We start from the raw sequence: 16,157 nt of genomic DNA on the forward strand, positions 1-16,157 counted from the left end.
CTTCAACCACTTGCGCTTAAGATCTCTCCGAAGCGGGAGGCGAATTCTACAGGGATTTGCATGTGCGTCAACCCCATTAAATCAAAAAACTCAAAACTCCCATTTGACCTGCCGTGCACCAGGCCTGGAGCCTCTGTGAATCTCTATATATAGAGAAGGGAGCCAGCGCATTGCCCGCACTGGATCCTCCTGACGCAAAAAACAACCTGCAACAAATGCCAGGCTATCAACAGATAGCAGGATTCAGATCGAAGGAAATGCAGCAGAGAGAAAAGCGGATGTCTTGTAGATAGCACTAAACGCCATGGCAGGCGTTCAGTCTATAAAGATGGTGTCCCAGGGCCGGTTCGAACGGCCAACCTTCCCCTTAGGAGGGGGATGCTCTATCCAATTGAGCTACTGGGACAAATGACAAGCGCGTCGCGGATGAGACCAGCGACAGACGGCGTGCATATTAACGGTCGAGGTAGTTTTTGTCATGTCGTCCTTAGGCATTTTGCTTGTAGGGCGATCCTTGCACATATCTTTATAGCTTCACCCAGTAAACACGGGGACTTGCAGTGATCGTGCAAATTGCATTACCTCAAAATGCCATCATTGCAAACTGCAACCCGAAACCACCACATAGGCAAATCAACTAATTGATTTTAAAGGGAAAATAGTTTGGCACGGCATCTGCAATGTTCTTTGCATAAACCAAGCGAACCAAGCACCGCGGAGAACATGACCATGAATAGCATCCTACTATTAGCTCTCAATGCCGTAGCCCTGGCCGCACTGGTGATATTTCATTTCCAGCCAGTCAATACTCAAGATGCCGCACTGGCCAGCCAAGCAGTTCCCCATCATCTGCAACAACGCCCCCAGCTGGCGGTAGTCACTGCTACCGAGCAGTCACCCGTTCTCCTGACCCAAGAAACACAAGCAGCACCTACATCCGAGCACTGGGTTTTCTGAGATAACTATCAATGTCCAAACCTGCCTGGCTTTTTCTATGCTTGACCCTCATGGCAGGCTTTCTGGCCCTCGCTACTGACTCCTCTGGAGTTCAAGCCACCGCCTTCATCGTCAGCGCCGTGTTTGGTAGCCTACTGATGTTGGCCCTCATCGCCGGTCGCCGAATCAAGTTCGATCCATTGCTGCGCTAACCCCCTCCCCCCCTACCTTATGTCGAATCACCCTAGCAAATCGGCAAACTGCCACTAGGCTTAAGACTGAGGGCAAAAGGCCATATTGCGCTGCGCCCTTCAACCCAGATGCGCCGTAGCCCTGGGCGTTGATGGACTAGCACTGCATCAGCGCCAAAGTTTTCAAACCAGTCCGCAAAAATGCAATTCAGTACTGGCACAAAGCCTTTAGGCGGTTCAATATTTGTCACAGAATTGACGCCAATGAAATGGCAAATCTGAGGCATGATGCGGCCTCTTTGCAATTCGGGTTGAACTTTGGTCGTGAGCCTTGTCTTAACACTCATCTTGCGGCCAATTCCAGAAACCGCTCCCCTGAACTAACCGGTTAAATATATGCGCCCATTGAAACAGGCAATTTATTCCAGCCGTACGGCTGACAAATTCGTCGTACGTCTGCCAGACGGAATGCGGGAACGCATTGCCGAGGTGGCTCGCAATCATCACCGCAGCATGAACTCTGAAATCATCGCACGCCTGGAACAAAGCCTTATTCAGGAAGGTGCCTTGGGTGAAGAGTTGAGCATGCGCCTGGATAGCCCGGAGCTGTCACTGCACGAACGCGAACTGCTGCAGCGTTTTCGTCAGCTCTCCCACCGCCAGCAAAACGCCCTCGTCTCGCTTATCGCTCACGATGTTGAGGCGGCCGCAGAAGCCAATTGATTGACACTGAAAGCCGAAGCCAGCCATGTGCTGGCTTTTTTTTGCCTGAATTTTGGAGATGGGGAGCAAAGCGGGGGCAGACATGCCCCCGCAGAAAGGATCAGAGCAGGAAGATCGTTGCCAGGCCCAGGAAGATGAAGAAGCCACCACTGTCAGTCATGGCAGTAATCATCACGCTGGCTCCCATGGCGGGATCGCGACCAAGGCGCGCGAGGGTCATAGGGATCAACACCCCCATCAAGGCAGCCAGCAGCAGGTTGAGGGTCATGGCGGCCGTCATCACTACGCCCAAGGACCAACTGCCATAAAGGAGATAGGCCACCACACCAATCACTCCACCCCACACCAGGCCGTTGATAAGGCCCACAGCCAGCTCCTTGCGCAGTAGGCGTGAAGAGTTGGCCGTACTCACCTGATCCAGCGCCATGGCCCGCACGATCATGGTGATGGTCTGGTTACCGGAGTTACCGCCGATACCCGCCACAATCGGCATCAACGCTGCCAATGCCACCAGCTTTTCGATTGAACCTTCAAACAACCCGATGACACGAGACGCGATAAATGCCGTGATCAGGTTAACCGCCAGCCAGGCCCAGCGGTTATGCAGAGAACGCCAGACTGACGCAAAAATGTCTTCCTCTTCACGCAAACCCGCCATGTTGAGGACTTCGGTTTCACTCTCTTCACGGATCAAGTCAACGATTTCATCGATGGTCAGACGACCGATCAACTTGCCGTTCTTGTCGACCACCGGAGCCGAGATCAAGTCGTAACGCTCAAAGGCCTGGGCCGCGTCGTAGGCATCTTCGTCAGGATGGAAGCTGACGGTATCGCTGGCCATCAGGTCAGCTACTTTCTTCTCTGGATCATTTACCAGCAGGCGCTTGATCGGCAACACGCCTTTGAGAATTCCCTCGTAGTCGACCACGAACAGCTTGTCGGTATGGCCCGGCAGCTCTTTGAGGCGACGCAAGTAACGCAGTACCACTTCCAGACTGACGTCTTCGCGGATGGTGACCATCTCGAAATCCATCAGCGCACCGACCTGGTCCTCGTCATAGGACAGCGCCGATCGCACGCGCTCACGCTGCTGCGTATCGAGCGCCTCCATCAACTCATGAACAACATCCCGGGGCAGCTCAGGTGCCAGGTCGGCCAGTTCGTCCGCATCCATCTCCTTGGCGGCGGCCAGGAGCTCATGATCATCCATGTCGGCGATCAGCGTTTCACGGACCGAGTCAGACACCTCCAGGAGGATGTCACCGTCGCGATCGGCCTTGACCAACTGCCAAAGGGTCAGTCGATCATCCAGCGGCAAAGCTTCGAGGATGTAGGCAACGTCGGCGGAGTGCAGGTCATCGAGCTTGCGTTGTAACTCGACGAGGTTTTGCCGGTGAACCAGGTTTTCAACGCGGTCGTGGTTCGGACCTTCCTGGCGGTGCGTGAGGTCTTCGACCACGCGCTGGCGCTGCAGCAGCTCGATGACTTGAGCCAGACGATCCTGCAGGCTTTCTTGTGTTTTCTTTACTTCTACTTCGGTCATAGGCGAACTCCACTCCCAGCAGCGGGGCACGCCGGAAGGATCAATCAGTCAATTCATGATTGGTAAAACGGGGTACTGAGTCACTACTGGGTAAGTCCATGGAGGTATTCCACAAGCCCCGACGGGGCTGACGGGAGCATGATACACCGCCCGGCCGTTTTAAACGTTAAAAAACTGGAAAGAACAAGCGCTTGCGAGCCAATGTTCAGTATTGGCTGCACCTATAGAAATGCGACGACACGCAGGAGAGGGGAAACACATGGGAAAGATAAAAAGACCCACACCAGGATAAAACCTACATAAACCCCAGACGGCAAAAAGCCCGCACTAGGCGGGCTTTTTGTTTGTATGGTGCACTCGACAGGATTCGAACCTGTGACCGCTCGGTTCGTAGCCGAGTACTCTATCCAGCTGAGCTACGAGTGCAGATTGTGTTTTTAGACCAGATCACAACTGGTTGAAGCCGAGCTACCTGCATCGCTGCAACTAACTCTTAAATGGTGCACTCGACAGGATTCGAACCTGTGACCGCTCGGTTCGTAGCCGAGTACTCTATCCAGCTGAGCTACGAGTGCATTTGTTGCCGCGCATTATAGGCCGTTCAATCTCTATGTAAAGCTATTTTTTCGAGTATTTTCAACAACTTACCGAAAAAACCAGATTGCAACGTACTAAGCAAATAATGGCGGAGAACGGGGGATTCGAACCCCCGACACCCTTTTGAGGTGTACTCCCTTAGCAGGGGAGCGCCTTCGGCCACTCGGCCAGCTCTCCGCAACACGGGGCGTATATTAACCACGTTCATCCCCGTTTGCAAACATAAAAAACGATAAAAATTAAAGGCTTGGTTCTTCGTCCTTCTCTTTCTTGATCCGCAGGTAGATTTCCTCGCGGTGAACCGCTACCTCTTTTGGAGCGTTAACCCCAATACGCACTTGATTGCCTTTGACGCCGAGCACGGTCACGGTGATTTCGCCATCACCGATAATCAGGCTTTCTGCGCAACGACGAGTCAGAATCAGCATGCCTTTCTCCTCACGCATTTCAGTTCAGGAACAACAGTCTGCAAAAAAAAGGCATTCGACCTACAACCCAAAAGCCGTAGCCCTACACACCTAAGTATTGTCGAGCCCACGCAAAAGAACATGCGCCCCACAAAAAAATGAAAGGCGCGGTAAACCGCGCCTTCCTGGCAACACATCACTCGCCCTGTCGGGCCGGAGCGTCAAGCTCAAAAGCGGTATGCAGCGCGCGTACAGCCAGTTCCAGGTACTTCTCTTCGAGCACTACCGAGACTTTGATTTCCGAAGTGGAAATCATCTGGATGTTGATACCCTCCTTGGCGAGGGCCCCGAACATACGGCTGGCAACGCCGGCATGGGAACGCATGCCCACCCCTACGATCGATACCTTGGCAATCTTGGTATCGCCGACCACTTCACGGGCGCCAATCTCGCTCGCTGTGTTCTGCAGGATTTTCAATGCCGCATCGTATTCGTTGCGGTGCACGGTGAAGGTGAAATCGGTGGTGTTATCGTGCGAAACGTTCTGCACGATCATGTCGACTTCAACATTCGCATCGCTGACAGGACCCAGAATCTTGAAAGCCACGCCCGGGGTGTCTGGCACGCCACGGATCGTCAGCTTGGCTTCATCGCGGTTGAAAGCGATGCCGGAAATGATCGGCTGTTCCATGGATTCCTCTTCATCAATAGTAATGAGGGTGCCCGGACCCTCCTTGAAGCTGTGCAATACGCGCAGCGGAACGTTGTACTTGCCGGCGAACTCCACCGCGCGAATCTGCAGCACCTTGGAACCAAGGCTGGCCATTTCCAGCATTTCTTCAAAGGTGATCTTGTCCAGGCGCTGGGCCACTGGCACGACGCGCGGGTCAGTGGTGTAGACGCCATCCACGTCGGTATAGATCTGGCATTCGTCAGCCTTGAGCGCTGCCGCCAGTGCCACACCCGTGGTGTCAGAACCGCCACGCCCGAGGGTGGTGATGTTGCCTTGCTCGTCCACACCTTGGAAACCCGCTACAACTACCACGCGCCCAGCCTTCAGATCAGTACGAATTTTCTGATCATCAATCTGCAGGATACGCGCCTTGGTGTGCGCGCTGTCGGTGAGAATGCGCACCTGGCTGCCCGTGTAGGACACCGCCGGCACGCCACGCTTGTTCAGAGCCATGGCCAACAGCGCAATGGTTACCTGCTCGCCCGTGGACACAATCACATCCAGCTCACGTGGCAACGGCTGTTGATCCCCACTGATAGCCTTGGCCAGGTCGATCAGGCGATTGGTCTCGCCGCTCATGGCTGACAGCACCACAACCAGGTCATCGCCGGCATCGCGGAATTTCTTAACCTTGTCGGCGACCTGCTCGATTCTTTCTACAGAGCCGACCGAGGTGCCTCCAAATTTCTGTACGATCAAAGCCATTTCCAAGCCGCCTCAGCCCGTAAAGGGGCGCCTAATATCCAATCCACCCGCACTGAACAAGCCCGTGACTAGACCACGGGCCGATTAACAGTGCCTTAAATACCTGCCTCGACAAACGGCACGGTCAAGGCCAGGCCCGCATCCAGGGCACCGGCATCTACACCACCGCCTTGTGCCATGTCCGGACGACCACCGCCCTTGCCGCCCACTGCCGCAGCGGCTTGCTTCATCAAATCACCGGCCTTGAGTTGGCCAGTCAGGTCTTTGGTTACACCGGCAACCAGAACGACCTTATCCTCATGGACACTGCCGAGCAGGATCACTGCGCGGCCGAGCTTGTTCTTCAACTGATCGACCAAGGCCAACAACGCCTTGCCGTCCTGACCGTCCAGGCGCGCCGCCAGAACTTTCACATCCTTGACGTCAACCGCCGAGGCCGACAGATCATCGCCCGCAGCGCTGGCCGCCTTGGCCTGCAACTGCTCCAGCTGTTTCTCCAGCGCACGGTTGCGCTCCAGCACGGCAGACAGTTTGTCGATCAGATTGTCACGGCTGCCCTTGACCAGGCTGGCCGCTTCCTTGAGTTGTTCTTCGGCGGCATTGAGGTAAGCCAGGGCCGCAGCACCGGTCACCGCCTCGATACGACGCACACCGGACGCCACACCACCTTCGCTGATGATTTTCAGCAGGCCGATATCGCCGGTACGGTTAGCGTGGATACCACCACACAGCTCGACCGAGAAGCTACCACCCATGCTCAGCACGCGAACTTCGTCGCCGTACTTCTCGCCAAACAACGCCATGGCGCCCTTGGCCTTGGCGGTTTCGATGTCAGTTTCTTCAGTTTCTACCGGCGTGTTCTTGCGCACCTCGGCATTGACAATATCTTCCAGCGCCTTGATCTGCTCAGGCTTGATTGCTTCAAAGTGGCTGAAGTCAAACCGCAGGCGCTGGCTGTCGACCAACGAGCCCTTTTGCTGAACATGCTCGCCCAGCACTTGACGCAAGGCAGCGTGGAGCAAGTGAGTGGCCGAGTGGTTCAACGCAGTTGCGTGCCGTACGTCGGCATCGACCTGGGTATCCACTGGCGCGCCGACGGTCAGGCTGCCCAGCACCAACACACCGTGATGCAGGAAAGCACCGCCGGTCTTGGTGGTGTCGCGCACCTCGAAACGGCCGGACGTCGAGCTGAGGAAACCACAATCACCAATCTGGCCACCTGACTCGGCGTAGAACGGGGTCTGGTCCAGCACCACCACGGCTTCTTCGCCTTCGCTCAATACATCGACCGACTTGCCGTCTTTATAGATGGCAACGATCTTGGCCGAGCCGGCGGTAGCCTTGTAGCCGATGAACTCGGTGGGCACGTCAACCTTGACCAGGGTGTTGTAGTCCAGGCCAAAGGAGCTGGCGGAACGCGCACGCACACGCTGGGCTTCCATCTCACGCTCAAACCCGGCTTCATCGATGGTCAGCTCGCGTTCACGGGCGATATCGGCGGTCAGGTCCATCGGGAAACCGTAGGTGTCGTAAAGCTTGAACACCACGTCGCCCGGTACCACAGAGCCTTTGAGCTCAGCCAGGTCCTGCTCGAGAATCTTCAGGCCGTGCTCCAGTGTCTTGGAGAACTGCTCCTCCTCGGCCTTGAGTACGCGCTCGATATTGCTCTGCTGCTGCTTGAGTTCCGGGAAGGCATCGCCCATCTCGGCAACCAGTGCAGCCACGATTTTGTAGAAGAAGCTGCCGGTGGCACCCAGCTTGTTACCGTGACGGCAGGCGCGACGGATGATGCGACGCAGCACGTAGCCACGCCCTTCATTGGACGGCAACACACCATCGGCAATCAGGAAGCCACAGGAACGGATGTGGTCCGATACCACTTTGAGCGACGACTGGCCTTCATTGGTGCAACCAATGGCCGCAGCCGAAGCGCTCAGCAGGTTGGTGAACAGGTCGATTTCATAGTTGGAATGAACGTGCTGCATGACCGCACTGATCCGCTCCAAGCCCATGCCGGTGTCCACCGACGGCGCCGGCAGCGGATGCAACACGCCATCGGCGGTGCGATTGAACTGCATGAACACGTTGTTCCAGATTTCGATGTAACGGTCACCGTCTTCATCCGGCGAGCCGGGTGGGCCACCCCAGATGTCCGCACCGTGATCGTAGAAGATCTCGGTGCAAGGGCCGCACGGGCCGGTATCGCCCATGGTCCAGAAGTTATCGGAAGCGTAAGGCGCACCCTTGTTGTCGCCGATGCGAATCATGCGCTCGGCAGGTACACCGATTTGCTGGGTCCAGATGTCATAGGCTTCGTCGTCCGTCGCGTAGACGGTAACCCAGAGTTTTTCCTTGGGCAGTTTCAGCACGCCGGTCAGGAAGGTCCAGGCGAAGGTAATCGCATCCTTCTTGAAATAGTCGCCGAAACTGAAGTTACCCAGCATTTCGAAGAACGTGTGGTGACGCGCGGTGTAACCGACGTTTTCCAGGTCGCTGTTCTTGCCGCCGGCGCGTACGCACTTCTGGCTGCTGGTGGCGCGAGTATAGGCGCGCTTTTCCTGGCCCAGGAAACAGTCCTTGAACTGGTTCATCCCCGCGTTAGTGAACAGCAGGGTGGGGTCATTGCCTGGGATCAAGGAGCTGGAGGCTACACGGGTGTGACCTTGCTCTTCGAAGAAGCGAAGGAAGGCTTCACGGATTTCTGCGCTTTTCATTAGGTTCTTCCACGGAGGCTGCGGCCAAAGGCCAGTGCGCAACATCATCAGACGGAGCGACGGCAAAGGGCCGCATTATATCGGCCCTTCGCCGGTGGTACAGCGTGTTTATGTGATAGAAACAGTCAATTAGACGGTCTGCACTGTCATTTCTGCGAAAATGCGACGAATGTCTGCACGACTTGCTCGATCTGTGCCCGGCTGACATCCAGATGCGTGACCATACGCAGGCGCGGCGCGGCACTCAACTTGATCCCGCGCTCTGCGGCAAAGGCTTTCAACGCCTGCGCCTGCTCGCCAATGTGCACATAGACCATGTTGGTCTGCACCGGCTCCACCGTGTAACCGACCTTGCGCAGCTCATCACCCAGCCACTGCGCGTTGGCGTGGTCCTCGGCCAGGCGCTGTACCTGATGATCCAGGGCATACAGCCCCGCTGCCGCCAACGAACCTGCCTGACGCATTCCGCCACCGACCATCTTGCGCAGGCGCCGGGCCTTGGCGATCAACGCCGTGGAACCGCACAGCACCGAGCCGACCGGTGCACCAAGGCCCTTGGACAGGCACACCGACACCGAATCGAAATGCTTGGCGATGTCACGCGCATCCACCCCCAGCTTGACCGCTGCGTTGTAGATCCGCGCCCCGTCCAGGTGCAAGGCCAGGCCATGCTCACGGGTAAACGCACGCGCCTTGGCCAGGTACTCCATCGGCAGGACCTTGCCTTGCATGGTGTTTTCCAGCGCCAGCAAGCGCGTGCGGGCAAAGTGGAAATCGTCAGGCTTGATCGCCGCCAGCACGTGGTCAAGGTCCAGGGAACCGTCCGCTTGCACTTCCAGCGGCTGCGGCTGGATCGAACCCAGCACGGCCGCCCCGCCGCCTTCGTATTTGTAGGTATGGGCCTGCTGGCCGACGATATATTCCTCGCCGCGCTCACAGTGGGCCATCAATGCCAGCAAATTGCTCATGGTGCCAGTGGGCACGAACAGCGCGGCGGCGAAGCCCAGACGCTTGGCCAGTTCCGCCTCCAGCTTGTTGACGCTGGGGTCTTCGCCATAGACGTCATCACCGCTGACGGCGCCGGCCATCGCGTCGAGCATACCGGGGGTGGGTTGGGTCACGGTGTCGCTGCGCAGGTCAATCACGGTCATGAAGGGGGCCTCTAACGGAATGGATAAATCCTTTTGTGTGTGATTACTGCGGGCAAAGCCACGCAATATCAAGCCCCCACTGCATTCAATCGAATACCAACCAAACAAACCGATATAGCTTATCGATACGGCAACCGTGCAGTTTTTGAAAAACCGTGTTAAAAACTCTCCGCCGCCAGGGTTCTGGCGGCAACGTTCTCAGGGCGGGGTGCAATTCCCCACCGGCGGTAATTGCACGCAATGTGCATAGCCCGCGAGCGCTTGGCGCCTCGAACTGCTCCGGCAGGACGGCGACAAGGTCAGCAGACCCGGTGTGATCCCGGGGCCGACGGTCATAGTCCGGATGAAGAGAGAACGGGATTGGCACCTAAGGGCCGCGCACTGACCTCATGCTTGCATGACGCCGTTGTGCATACCCTTAAATCCCATTCGATTCATAACGCCCTGTTTTTTTCTTAAACAGGAGTCAGAACATGCAACCCACCGCAATCGACAGCAAAAGCAAAAACCATCACGGCGAGCGCATCGCGTTTGTCCAGGCCTGCTGGCACAAGGATATCGTCGACCAATCGCGCAAAGGCTTTCTTGCCGAAATGATCGCCCAGGGCTATCAGGAATCGGACATCGACTTCTTTGAAGTCGGCGGTGCCTTTGAATTGCCCCTGCACGCCAAGTTGCTGGCCAAGACCGGTCGCTATGCCGGCATCGTCGCCGCCGCACTGGTGGTGGATGGTGGCATCTACCGGCACGAATTCGTGGCCCAGTCAGTGGTCAGCGGTTTGATGCAGGTTCAACTGGAAACTGAAGTGCCGGTGTTCTCGGTGTCCCTGACGCCGCATCACTTCCACGCCGGCAGCGAGCACACCACGTTCTTCTATGAACACTTCGTGCACAAGGGTCAGGAAGCTGCGCGTACCTGCGCCGATACCCTGCACAAGGTGCGGGCGATCCGCCGTAGTGAGCCGCGCGCCGTAGCGGTCTAAGCAACACTGCAAAACAACATGTGGGAGGGGGCTTGCCCCCGATGGCGGTGAGTCAGCTGCAGATGGGCTGACTGGTATACGGCTATCGGGGGCAAGTCGAAACGTCGCACCGCCCCTCCCACATTTGGATCCAGTTGGACTTAAGATTTAAGCCAACCCAGCATCCGTGGCAGGCACGATAAGAATCCCCGCCCGCAAACCATTTTTCACCTTGGGGTTGGGAAAGATGATCCGCGCACCCTCCTCCTCGATCACCCAGCGCGTCTTGGCCACGTCTTCGGCCAGCAGATAACCCTTTTCCAATTGCGAAAAGTTTTCCACATCCGCCGGCAGGTGCATCAGGAAGGCGTCGCTGTGCTTGATGACCTCGCGAGAGACGGAAAACAGTTGCAGGCCGTCCAGGCTTTCTGTCGGCGGCTCATCGCCTTCAATGATGTGCTTGAGGCGCGCCTCCAGCCGGGACACGTCCACGCTCTGGTTCTGCCCGAACGGCCGGGCCTTGCCCAGTTCCAGGGTGAAGGCTTCGGCTTCCAACTGTTCGTAGGTAAACGCAGTGAAAGTGATCGAGGTTTTGTTCTGCAGCAATACCGCTTGCATACCGCCGGCGTTCAGGCGCGCCAGTTCACGGCGCGAATGCTGACGCCCCTCCTTCCACGGGTAGAGGGCAAACTGCTCGATCTTAGAGCCACGAATCGCGGTGTGCAGGTCGTAGTGCAGGCGTGATCGACCGGGCTGGCTGAAAAAACTGCGCGCCAGTTGCTCGAGTTCGGCAGCGCGCATGGCCTCGGGGCCGATGTTGCTTTCATGCCGGCCGTTGAACAGCCGGTTGATGTCCAGTTCGAGATAACGCTCGCCGCGGCGCATGGCCTCGGGGTTGCCGAACAGGAACAGAATACGGGAGCGGGGTTTGATTTCCCCACGGGCGATGCCATGCAACAGGCGGTCGAGCAGTTCGATCGGCGCGGTTTCGTTGCCATGGATGCCGGACGACAGCAGCAGGTCGCTGCCATTGTCCCGAGCCTCAGGGGGGCGCACTTCGAGCGCGCCCTCGCTGAGCCAGCGCATCTGCACGCCGTCGACAGTCAGTTGAATTTTTTGCGCCGGTTCGCGACCGGCGAGGGTCAGTTCAAGCAGTTTGCCGAGGGCGAGCATAAGCAGCTTCCTTAGTGGTTGCAGCCAGGACCATGGACGTGATCGTCGTCATCACCCTCAACGTCGGCCGGTTCCATTTCCAGTTGCAGGCTCATCAGGTTGGTCGCCAAGGGACGCATCAGCAGGTTGGCGTACTCGGCGTCGCCCTCTTCCACGTCCACACCAATCAGAAGTTGGCCACGGCCGTCGTGCTGGATCCAGATCTCCTTGCCCTGCCAGACCACGGCAACGCGGGTGCAGGAAGTTTCAAGCTGGGTGCCGTCGGTGTCTTCAAGGATCAGCTTCAGGGTGTCGGTCATAAATAAAATATCTCAGCCGTATGGCGTTAATTGATCTGGAAAGGATAAACCGAGCCCAGTTTAAGGATTTGCGTCAGTTCATCCAGTGCCGTCCGGCACTCAAGCAACAACTGCGGGTCAGCCAGGTCGGTTTCGCGCAGGCTGTCGCGGTAGTGCTTGCCAACCCATTGGGTCAGGGTTTCGTACAGTGGCGCGGTCATGATAACGCCTGGATTCACCGCCGCCAGTTCGGTTTCGTTCAAGGCGACGCGCAAACGCAGGCACGCCGGGCCGCCGCCGTTCTGCATACTTTGCTTGAGGTCGAACACTTTGACTTCGCGGATCAGCCCACCGGAGCTGGTCAGGCCCTGCAGGTAGTGCCACACACGCTCATTGCTGCGGCACTCTTCCGGCACAATCAGCAGCATCGAACCGTCAGGGCGGGTCAGCAACTGGCTGTTGAACAGGTAGGAACGCACCGCGTCCTCGACACTGACCTGGGCACGGGGTACGCAGACGGATTGGAAGTTGCCGCCCAGCTTGCCCAACTTGGCTTGCAGCTCGGCGAGCATCTGTTCGGTGTTGAGGAATGCGTCCTCGTGGTAGAACAGCATCTCGCCGTTGCCCACCGCGATTACATCGTTGTGGAACACGCCGGCATCGATCACCGCCGGGTTCTGCTGGGCGTAGACCACGCCGTCATCCTTCAAGCCGTGCAGGCGCGCGACTGCCTGGGACGCTTCAAGGGTCTGGCGCGCCGGGTACTTCTGCGGGGCCGGATAACGGCTGTCGAAGGCACTGCGGCCAAACACGAAGAACTCAACACCCGCCTCACCGTACTCACGGCAAAAGCGCGTGTGGTTGGCCGCGCCCTCATCACCGAACTGCGCCACCGCCGGCAAGGCGGCGTGGTGGGCAAAGTGCTTTGCATCGGCGAACATCGCGCCCAGCACGCGGCTGGTGGTGGGGTGTTCGATGCTGCGATGGTACTTGCAGTTGAGGTTGGCGGCAGTGAAATGCACGCGACCGTCTGCGGTATCAGCGCTCGGGCTGACAGTGGCCGCGTTGGCTACCCACATGCTGGAAGCCGAGCAGCTCGCTACCAGCAACGGCATGGCCTGCTTGGCCGCTTGCTGAATTACCTGGGCGTCGGTTCCGCTGAAACCCAGGCTGCGCAAAGCAGCCACATCCGGGCGTTCCTGGGGCGCCAACACACCTTGCACAAAGCCCATGTCCATCAGGGCTTTCATTTTCTGCAGGCCCTGCAACGCCGCTTCCTTGGGGTTGGAATGTTGCTGGCTGTTGCTTTGGGATGCGACGTTGCCGAAAGACAAACCGCCGTAGTTATGGGTCGGCCCCACTAGACCGTCAAAATTGACTTCACAGGATTTCATCGGCGAGGCTCCACGAACATCTGTTTTTATAGGCATCAAATTACTGAATACACCACAGTTCAAATGTGGGAGGGCGCTTGCTCCCGATAGCAGGGTGTCAGTTGACTAATTAGGTGACTGACACACCGCCATCGGGAGCAAGCCCCCTCCCACATTCAGATCAGTGTAATGCCAGGGGTCAACGTGGCTGGCACCACCAGACTCGGCGTTTCCAGCGACGCCACCGGATACGCACAATAATCGGCCGCGTAATACGCACTGGCCCGATGGTTACCCGAGGCCCCTACCCCGCCAAACGGTGCGGTACTGGCGGCGCCGGTCAACTGCTTGTTCCAGTTGACGATACCGGCACGGCTTTCCAGCCAGAACTGCTGGTAACGCGCTTCGCTATCCGACAACAGGCCAGCGGCCAGGCCGTATTGGGTGTTGTTGGCCTCTGCGATTGCCTCGGCGAAATCCGCGTAGCGAATCACCTGCAACAGCGGGCCGAACAGTTCTTCGTCTTCGCGCTCGGTTACGCCGGTCACGTCGATGATGCCTGGGGTCAGCAATGCGGCCTGATCCTGTGGCTGGGTCATTTCCAGCAGCGCTACGGCGCCATTGGCCAACATCAATTCCTGGGCGTCCATCAAGGCTTTCGCCGCGCCAAGGGAGATTACCGAGCCCATGAACGGCGGTGGTTGCTGGTCGAACGCACCGACTTCAATCGTTGCGCTCACCGCCACCAACCGCGCCAGCAATGCATCGCCCCAGGCGCCTTCCGGCACCAACAAGCGACGGGCGCAGGTGCAACGCTGACCAGCCGAGATAAACGCAGACTGGATGATGGTGTAGACCGCCGCATCCACATCGGCCACTTCATCCACGACCAGCGTGTTGTTGCCGCCCATTTCCAGAGCGAGGATTTTGTCCGGGCGCCCCGAAAACTGCTGATGCAGATGATTGCCGGTGCGGCTGGAGCCGGTGAAGAACAAGCCGTCTATGCCGGGGTTGGCGGCCAGGGCGATGCCGGTTTCCCGCGCGCCTTGCAGCAGGTTCAACACACCCGCCGGCAGCCCGGCTTCGATCCAGCATTGCACAGTCAGCTCGGCAACTTTCGGGGTCAGCTCGCTGGGTTTGAACAGCACGGTATTACCCGCCAGCAAAGCCGGGACGATATGGCCGTTGGGCAAATGCCCGGGGAAGTTGTACGGGCCGAACACCGCCACCACGCCGTGAGGCTTGTGACGCAATACCGCGGTGGCGTCACCCAATGGGCCGCTCTTTTCGCCAGTGCGCTCACGATAACTCTGCACCGAAATGGCGATCTTGTTGGCCATGCTGGTGACTTCGGTAGCCGATTCCCACAAGGGTTTACCGGTTTCCTCACCAATGCAGCGGGCAATTTCATCGGCACGGCTTTTCAGGGTGCTGGCAAAGGCTTCCAGCACGCTGATGCGTTCTTCCAACGGCAGACGAGCCCACGCGGGGAATGCCTGGCGTGCCGCCTGCACGGCGGACTCGACCTGCTCGGCGGTGGCGCCGTTGCCGGCCCACAATACCTGCTGGGTCACCGGGCTGCGCGATTCGAACAACTCACCCTGGCCAGCCAGCCAGCTACCTGCGATATACAGCGAATTCATTACTTGGACTCCCGAGCAGCAGACAACGGTACGGCACGCACTTGATCACCCACCACCAGCTGCAGGCGCTTGGCGGTCTGCGGATCGACCACCAGGGTACCTGCCGCCAGCCGGGCCGGAGCAGCAGTGATACGGCACTCCTCGCGCTTGCGGTTATGGATCAGGAACGGCGTAGCGTCGTCCCCCGGCGTGCCAATGGCCAACACCAGCGACTGGCTGTCGCGCACCGCACGGATTTTGCTGGTTTCACACTCTACCGCTGGGCCTGCATCGAAGATATCGACATAGCCCTGATAGCTGAACCCTTCGCTCTTGAGCATACTCAGGGCCGGCTCGGTGTCCGGATGGACCTTGCCGATCACGTTGCGCGCATCCTCGGACAGGAAGCAGCTGTACAGCGGAAACTTCGGCATCAGCTCGGCGATAAACGCCTTGTTGCCCACACCGGTAAGGTAGTCGGCCTGGCTGAACTCCATTTTGAAGAAGTGTCGACCCAGGCTTTCCCAGAACGGCGAACGCCCGGCGTCGTTGGATACGCCGCGCATCTCGGCAATGATCTTGTTGCCGAACAATTGCGGGAACTCCGCGATAAACAACATGCGCGCCTTGGCCAACATGCGGCCGTTAAGACCGTTGCGATAATCGGCATGCAAAAACAACGAGCACAATTCGGAATTGCCGGTGAGGTCGTTGGCCAGAAACAGCGTCGGAATCTCGCGGTAGATATTCAGCTCCTGGGAGGCGCTGACGGTCAGCCCGACCCGGAAGTTGTACCAGGGCTCACGCAGGCCCACGGCACCGGCAATGGCAGAAATGCCGACCACGCGGCCTTCATCGTTTTCCAGCACGAACAGGTAGTCGGCATCGCCGCGCCCGGCTTCGCCGCGAAAGGTTTTTTCCGCCCAGCCAACCCGGTGGGTCAGGCGCTCTTCGTTGGCCGGCAAAGTGGTGAGGCCGGTGCCGGTGCTGCGCGCCAGATCAATCAGGGCCGGTAAATCGCTGCTGCGTACGGGACGAACGATCATGCT

14 protein-coding genes, 4 tRNA genes and 1 riboswitch are annotated in these 16,157 nt (G+C 58.0%); of the genes, 4 read left to right on the forward strand and 14 right to left on the reverse strand.

Annotation, left to right across the window (positions count from 1 at the left end; translation table 11 throughout):
• Positions 1–329: 329 nt before the first annotated feature.
• Positions 330–406 (reverse strand) — tRNA-Arg (locus E4O98_RS22785).
• A 323-nt stretch (positions 407–729) separates the two neighbouring features.
• Here E4O98_RS22785 and E4O98_RS22790 point away from each other — a divergent pair.
• From E4O98_RS22790 to E4O98_RS22800, 3 genes are all read left to right on the forward strand, one after another.
• Entirely contained in the window at positions 730–957 is a 228-nt protein-coding gene (locus E4O98_RS22790) for a hypothetical protein (RefSeq protein WP_078822109.1), read from the forward strand.
• Positions 958–968: 11 nt separating this feature from the next.
• A complete protein-coding gene (locus E4O98_RS22795) occupies positions 969–1,148 on the forward strand; it encodes a PA3371 family protein (RefSeq protein ID WP_248136317.1) in 180 nt (59 codons plus the stop codon).
• Between the two features lie 375 nt (positions 1,149–1,523).
• Complete coding sequence (locus E4O98_RS22800; RefSeq protein ID WP_003193592.1) at positions 1,524–1,850, forward strand: Arc family DNA-binding protein; 327 nt, start codon at positions 1,524–1,526, stop codon at positions 1,848–1,850.
• A 100-nt stretch (positions 1,851–1,950) separates the two neighbouring features.
• Here the strand turns inward: E4O98_RS22800 and mgtE are convergent, their stop codons facing one another.
• The 8 genes from mgtE to ltaE all read right to left on the reverse strand — a co-directional run bounded on the left by mgtE (position 1,951) and on the right by ltaE (position 9,700).
• Positions 1,951–3,393, reverse strand: coding sequence for a magnesium transporter (gene mgtE / locus E4O98_RS22805; RefSeq protein WP_005790606.1), 1,443 nt, complete (start codon positions 3,391–3,393; stop codon positions 1,951–1,953).
• A gap of 349 nt (positions 3,394–3,742) precedes the next feature.
• A tRNA-Arg gene (locus E4O98_RS22810) sits at positions 3,743–3,819 on the reverse strand.
• A gap of 72 nt (positions 3,820–3,891) precedes the next feature.
• Positions 3,892–3,968, reverse strand: a tRNA-Arg gene (locus E4O98_RS22815).
• Between the two features lie 108 nt (positions 3,969–4,076).
• Positions 4,077–4,167: transfer RNA gene (locus E4O98_RS22820), tRNA-Ser, on the reverse strand.
• A gap of 62 nt (positions 4,168–4,229) precedes the next feature.
• Positions 4,230–4,418 carry a carbon storage regulator CsrA gene (csrA, locus tag E4O98_RS22825; protein WP_003175645.1) on the reverse strand — a complete coding sequence of 63 codons (189 nt, stop codon included), beginning with the start codon at positions 4,416–4,418 and terminating at the stop codon, positions 4,230–4,232.
• A 175-nt stretch (positions 4,419–4,593) separates the two neighbouring features.
• Positions 4,594–5,835: an aspartate kinase gene (locus E4O98_RS22830; protein WP_005790609.1), complete on the reverse strand. Its 1,242-nt coding sequence runs from the start codon at positions 5,833–5,835 to the stop codon at positions 4,594–4,596.
• A gap of 95 nt (positions 5,836–5,930) precedes the next feature.
• Complete coding sequence (alaS, locus tag E4O98_RS22835) at positions 5,931–8,549, reverse strand: alanine--tRNA ligase (RefSeq protein ID WP_248136318.1); 2,619 nt, start codon at positions 8,547–8,549, stop codon at positions 5,931–5,933.
• Positions 8,550–8,695: 146 nt separating this feature from the next.
• Positions 8,696–9,700 carry a low-specificity L-threonine aldolase gene (gene ltaE / locus E4O98_RS22840; RefSeq protein WP_223017824.1) on the reverse strand — a complete coding sequence of 335 codons (1,005 nt, stop codon included), beginning with the start codon at positions 9,698–9,700 and terminating at the stop codon, positions 8,696–8,698.
• Positions 9,701–9,890: 190 nt separating this feature from the next.
• Positions 9,891–10,060, forward strand: a riboswitch (FMN riboswitch).
• Positions 10,061–10,173: 113 nt separating this feature from the next.
• Between ltaE and E4O98_RS22845 the strand changes: the two genes are divergently transcribed.
• Complete coding sequence (locus E4O98_RS22845; protein ID WP_078822112.1) at positions 10,174–10,683, forward strand: 6,7-dimethyl-8-ribityllumazine synthase; 510 nt, start codon at positions 10,174–10,176, stop codon at positions 10,681–10,683.
• Between the two features lie 147 nt (positions 10,684–10,830).
• On the opposite strand, the gene astE is transcribed toward E4O98_RS22845, so the two are convergent.
• The 5 genes from astE to astA form a co-directional block, all read right to left on the reverse strand.
• Positions 10,831–11,835 (reverse strand): succinylglutamate desuccinylase, encoded by a 1,005-nt coding sequence (gene astE / locus E4O98_RS22850; protein WP_248136319.1) that lies wholly within the window; start codon positions 11,833–11,835, stop codon positions 10,831–10,833.
• A gap of 11 nt (positions 11,836–11,846) precedes the next feature.
• Positions 11,847–12,134: a hypothetical protein gene (locus E4O98_RS22855; RefSeq protein ID WP_003175651.1), complete on the reverse strand. Its 288-nt coding sequence runs from the start codon at positions 12,132–12,134 to the stop codon at positions 11,847–11,849.
• A gap of 26 nt (positions 12,135–12,160) precedes the next feature.
• Entirely contained in the window at positions 12,161–13,507 is a 1,347-nt protein-coding gene (gene astB / locus E4O98_RS22860; protein WP_248136320.1) for an N-succinylarginine dihydrolase, read from the reverse strand.
• A gap of 155 nt (positions 13,508–13,662) precedes the next feature.
• Positions 13,663–15,129: a succinylglutamate-semialdehyde dehydrogenase gene (gene astD, locus E4O98_RS22865; protein WP_248136322.1), complete on the reverse strand. Its 1,467-nt coding sequence runs from the start codon at positions 15,127–15,129 to the stop codon at positions 13,663–13,665.
• Positions 15,129–16,154: an arginine N-succinyltransferase gene (gene astA, locus E4O98_RS22870; RefSeq protein WP_005790626.1), complete on the reverse strand. Its 1,026-nt coding sequence runs from the start codon at positions 16,152–16,154 to the stop codon at positions 15,129–15,131. The genes astD and astA overlap by 1 nt, the downstream gene beginning before the upstream one ends.
• Positions 16,155–16,157: the final 3 nt, after the last annotated feature.

Source organism: Pseudomonas sp. W2Jun17 (assembly GCF_023127795.1).
Taxonomy (GTDB): Bacteria; Pseudomonadota; Gammaproteobacteria; order Pseudomonadales; family Pseudomonadaceae; genus Aquipseudomonas; species Aquipseudomonas synxantha_A.